The 4,051-nt window shown below is 73.6% G+C and carries 4 protein-coding genes; 2 read left to right on the top strand and 2 right to left on the bottom strand.

The genetic code is table 11. From position 1 onward, the window contains the following. Both ACIQOV_RS30925 and ACIQOV_RS30930 read left to right on the top strand, forming a co-directional pair. The coding region (locus tag ACIQOV_RS30925) for a hypothetical protein (RefSeq protein WP_401053934.1) at positions 1-1,109 on the top strand (1,109 nt) is incomplete at its 5' end. Beyond that, complete coding sequence (locus ACIQOV_RS30930) at positions 1,106-2,683, top strand: extracellular solute-binding protein (protein WP_401053935.1); 1,578 nt, start codon at positions 1,106-1,108, stop codon at positions 2,681-2,683. The genes ACIQOV_RS30925 and ACIQOV_RS30930, both read left to right, overlap by 4 nt. 71 nt (positions 2,684-2,754) lie before the next feature. Here the strand turns inward: ACIQOV_RS30930 and ACIQOV_RS30935 are convergent, their stop codons facing one another. Both ACIQOV_RS30935 and ACIQOV_RS30940 read right to left on the bottom strand, forming a co-directional pair. Then, positions 2,755-3,504: a sulfite exporter TauE/SafE family protein gene (locus ACIQOV_RS30935; protein WP_401053937.1), complete on the bottom strand. Its 750-nt coding sequence runs from the start codon at positions 3,502-3,504 to the stop codon at positions 2,755-2,757. Beyond that, a complete protein-coding gene (locus ACIQOV_RS30940) occupies positions 3,501-3,905 on the bottom strand; it encodes a rhodanese-like domain-containing protein (protein ID WP_401053938.1) in 405 nt (134 codons plus the stop codon). The genes ACIQOV_RS30935 and ACIQOV_RS30940 overlap by 4 nt, the downstream gene beginning before the upstream one ends. Positions 3,906-4,051: the final 146 nt, after the last annotated feature.

The following is a 4,051-nucleotide window of genomic DNA, read 5'->3' on the forward strand; positions in this document are numbered from 1 at the left end:
GGGAGGCGTTCGGCATGCGACGCGCACTGGGGGTGGTTGCGGCCCTGGCCCTGCTGGGCGGGGTCGCCTTCGCGCTGATCCCCGACGACCCGAAGAAGGACACCGCCAGGACGGTCACCGTCACCGGCCTGATCGGCTCGGAGAAGCGCGCCTTCTTCGAGAACGACGATGTCAAGGCCGAGTTGGCGAAGCAGGGCCTGGTGGTCCGGACGGACTCCACCGGCTCCTGGACGATGAGCGACCAGGCGGGCAGGACGCCGGGGCTGGACTTCGCCTTCCCGGCGAGCTCGGCACCGGCGCGGGAGATCCAGCGCATCTGGAAGCTGCAGGACTCCCCGATGGTCCCGTTCTACTCGCCGCTGGTGATCGTGGCGCACGAGCCGGTGGCCAAGGTCCTGAAGGAGAACAAGCTGGCCGACCTGGACGCCGTCACCGGCGTCTGGACGTTCCGGATGGACGAGTACGTCAACGCGCTGAAGGGCAACCGCAGATGGGAGGAGCTGACCGGCGCGGGCGCCCATCCCGAGCTGTCCGGTCAGCTCTTCGTGACCACCACCGACCCGGAGAGCTCGTCCTCGGGCGCGATGTACCTCGCGCTGCTCTCCTACATCGCCAACAACCACCAGGTGGTGTCGGACGACGCCGGCGTCGCCGCCGTCAAGGACGTCCTGTACAAGGCGAACGCGCTGCAGGGCATCCAGAAGAGCAGCAGCGACGAGCCGTTCCGGGACTTCGGCGCGGGGATCGGCAGCCCGCTGATCTTCGCGTACGAGTCGCAGGCCGCCGCCCTGTCGCTGCAGGGCAAGCCCACCGGGGACATGGTGGTGCTGTACCCGGACACCACGGTCTACTCGGACCACACCGTCGTGGCCCACACCGACAACGGCCGCAAGCTCGCCGACGCCCTCCAGAACGACGAGGTGCTCCGCGGTCTGGAGGCCGGGTTCGGGCTCCGGCCGCAGGCCGAACCGGAGGCCTTCGCGAACCTGATGCGGGAGAAGAAGCCGACTTTCGCACCCGATCTGACCGCGGCCAAGGTCAAGCAGGCGACCCTGCCCTCGCTGGACAACCTGCTCAAGCTGACCACCGCGGCGAAGGGGACCAAGTGACCATCCCGATGAAGCGCCGCGGCTGGCTCACGGCCGCGCTGGCCGCCGTGCTGGCCGCGGCCACCGCCTGCACCTCCTCCGGTGGCGGCGACAACCCCGCCCCGAAGCCCACCGATCCGCCCGCCGAGACCGCCCGCCCCGGCGTGCTGCGCGTCCTGGCGGGCAGTGAACTCCAGGACCTGGCACCGGTCCTGGAGGATGCCCGGAAGGCCACCGGGGTGACCGTGCAGTTCTCCTGGACGGGCACCCTCGACGGCGCCGACGCCGTCTCCTCGGGCCGGGCCGACGGCAAGTACGACGCCGTGTGGTTCCCGTCGAACCAGTACCTGCGGCTCGATCCGGCCGGCAAGTCCAAGGTGGTCTCCGAGACCCCGGTGATGGTGTCGCCGGTGGCGATCGGGGTGCGTTCCTCGGCGCTCGGCGAACTCGGCTGGGGCGACGGTTCCAAGGTCACCTGGGCGCAGGTCGGGGCGGCGGCGGCGGCCGGAAAGCTGCCGTACGGGATGGCCGACCCGTCCCGCTCCAACTCGGGCTTCTCCACCCTCGTCGCGGTGGCCTCGGCCTTCTCCGGCGCGGGCGCGGCGCTGACCGACGCGGACGTGCAGAAGGCGGGTCCGCAGCTGAAGGAGTTCTTCAAGGGCCAGAAGCTGACCTCGGGCTCCTCCGGCTGGCTGGCACAGGCGTACGCCCGGGCCGAGTCGGGCACGGTGAGCGCGCTGGTGAACTACGAGTCGGTGCTGCTGTCGCTGAACAGGACGCTGCCGCCGCAGCAGCAGCTGACGGTGGTGCGGCCGGCGGACGGCGTGGTGTCGGCGGACTACCCGCTCTCGCTGATGTCCTCCGCCGCGCAGGAGCAGCGCGACTCCTTCCAGCGGCTGTCCGCGTACCTGCTCAAGGAGGACGTGCAGAAACGGATCTCCGAGACGACGCTGCGCCGACCGGTGACGGCGGGCGCGGCCCCGGCCGCCGGGCTGCCCGCGGACCGCCGCCGGGAGCTGCCGTTCCCGGGCACCCGGGCGGTCGCGGACGGCCTGCTGGCCTCGTACCAGAACGAGCTGCGCCGCCCGTCCAGGACGGTGTACGTGCTGGACACCTCGGGCTCGATGGAGGGCCCGCGGATCGCCGCGCTGAAGAGCGCGCTGGGCCGGCTGACCGGGGCGGACGACACCCGCGGGACGCGCCGTTTCCGGGACCGCGAGGAGATCACGCTGCTCTCCTTCGCCTCCGCGGTGAAGTGGACCAAGACCCACGTGGTGCCGGCCACCGGCAGCCGGCCGGGCCCGGAGACGGAGCTGGCGTCGATCGACGCGGACGTGCAGTCGCTGGCCGCCTCGGGCGGGACGGCGGTGTACTCCTCGCTGGAGGAGGCGTACCGGGTGATCGAGCGTCAGCAGGCGGCGGCCGGCGACGACCGGTTCACCTCGATCGTGCTGATGACGGACGGGGAGAGCAACGCCGGTGCGACGGACGGCGACTTCAAGCGCTTCCACGACGCGCTGCCGGCCGGGGAGAAGTCGATCCCGGTGTTCCCGATCAAGTTCGGGGAGGCGGCGGTGGTCGGCCCGGCGTGCTGAATCAGGCCGGCGTGCTGATCGGCCCGGCGTGGTGAATCAGGCCGGCGTGCTGATCGGCCCGGCGTGGTGAATCAGGCCGGCGTGGTGATCAGCATCAGCGCGGCGACGGCGAGCAGGGCGACGGCGAAGGCCTTCCGCAGGGTGCGCCCGCTGAGCTTGTCGGCCAGCCGCTTGCCGTCCCAGGCGCCGAGGATCGCGGCCCCGGTGAAGGGGGCGGCCACGGCCCAGTCGATCGCGCCGGTCGCGCCCAGGCGGGGCAGCAGGGCGGCGAGCGAGTTGGCGGTGATGACCAGCAGGCTGGTGCCGACCGCCTCGGCCATGGTGAAGGCGAGCACCGAGACCAGGGCCGGTACGGCGAGGAAGCCGCCGCCGACGCCGAGCAGTCCGGTGACGGCGCCGAGCCCGGCGCCCGCGGCCGTGGAGCGGCCGAGTCCTGCGGCGGAACGTTCCTGCGCCTCGACCTTGGGCGGCCTCAGCATCCGGAAGGCCGCGAGCGCCGCCAGCACCGCGAAGGCGCCGGTCAGCAGCGCGCCCGGCAGGTGGGCGGACAGCGCCCCGGCGGCCGCGGCGAGGGGCAGTCCGGCGGCGACGAACAGGGCGCCGGTGCGCCAGCGGACCCGGCCCGCCCGGGCGTGGGCGATCAGGCCGGTCAGGGAGGTCGCGGCGACGATCACCAGGCTGGCGGTCGTGGCCAGCGCCGGGCTGAAGCCCAGCAGGTAGACCAGGGCGGGTACGGCGAGCATGCTGCCGCCGCCGCCCAGCCCGCCCAGGGCGAGCCCGACCACCGCGCCGGCGGCGAGTGCCAGGAGCAGCGTGGTCATATCACGTGCCCGGCGCTTCCGTCGGGCGTGGCGACCGGGAGCCCGGACAGGGCCCAGGCGTTCATGCCGCCGGCCACGTTCAGCACCTCGACGCCGCGCTGGGCGAGCAACTCCGCGGCGCGCCGGGAGCGGTGGCCGGAGCGGCAGATCGCCAGCACGGTCCGGCCGGCCGCCGCGGGCGGCAGCGGGACACCGGCGACCAGGCCGATCAGCGGCTGGTGCAGCGCGCCGGGGGCGTGCCCGGCGGCGAACTCGGCGGCCTCCCGGACGTCGAGCAGCACGGCGGCGCCGGTGCGGGCGAGTTCGTGGGCCTCGGCGGGGGTGGTCCGCCCGTGGGTGCGGTGTCCGTGGGTGCGGTGTTCGTGGGGAGCGGACCCGTGGGCGTGCGGCAGCAAAGGCATGCGGTGTCTCCAGTGGTGCAGACCGGACCGCACTGGTCCGGCGGGTCGGGGGCAGCGCGGGCGTCCGTACGGGCCCGGTGGCCCGGTACGGCGGCGTGACCGGTGCGTCCTCGGCCCCGCCCGTATCGGCTCGGCGGCGGTGGCCG

The organism is Kitasatospora sp. NPDC091257, from assembly GCF_044757675.1.
GTDB lineage: Bacteria > Actinomycetota > Actinomycetes > Streptomycetales > Streptomycetaceae > Kitasatospora > Kitasatospora lactacystinica.

What these genes read in the sequence shown, in the direction of transcription:
- ACIQOV_RS30940 (WP_401053938.1), bottom strand. Translation starts at nt 3,905, where the DNA reads ATGCCTTTGCTGCCGCACGCCCACGGGTCCGCTCCCCACGAACACCGC.
- ACIQOV_RS30935 (WP_401053937.1), bottom strand. Translation starts at nt 3,504, where the DNA reads ATGACCACGCTGCTCCTGGCACTCGCCGCCGGCGCGGTGGTCGGGCTC.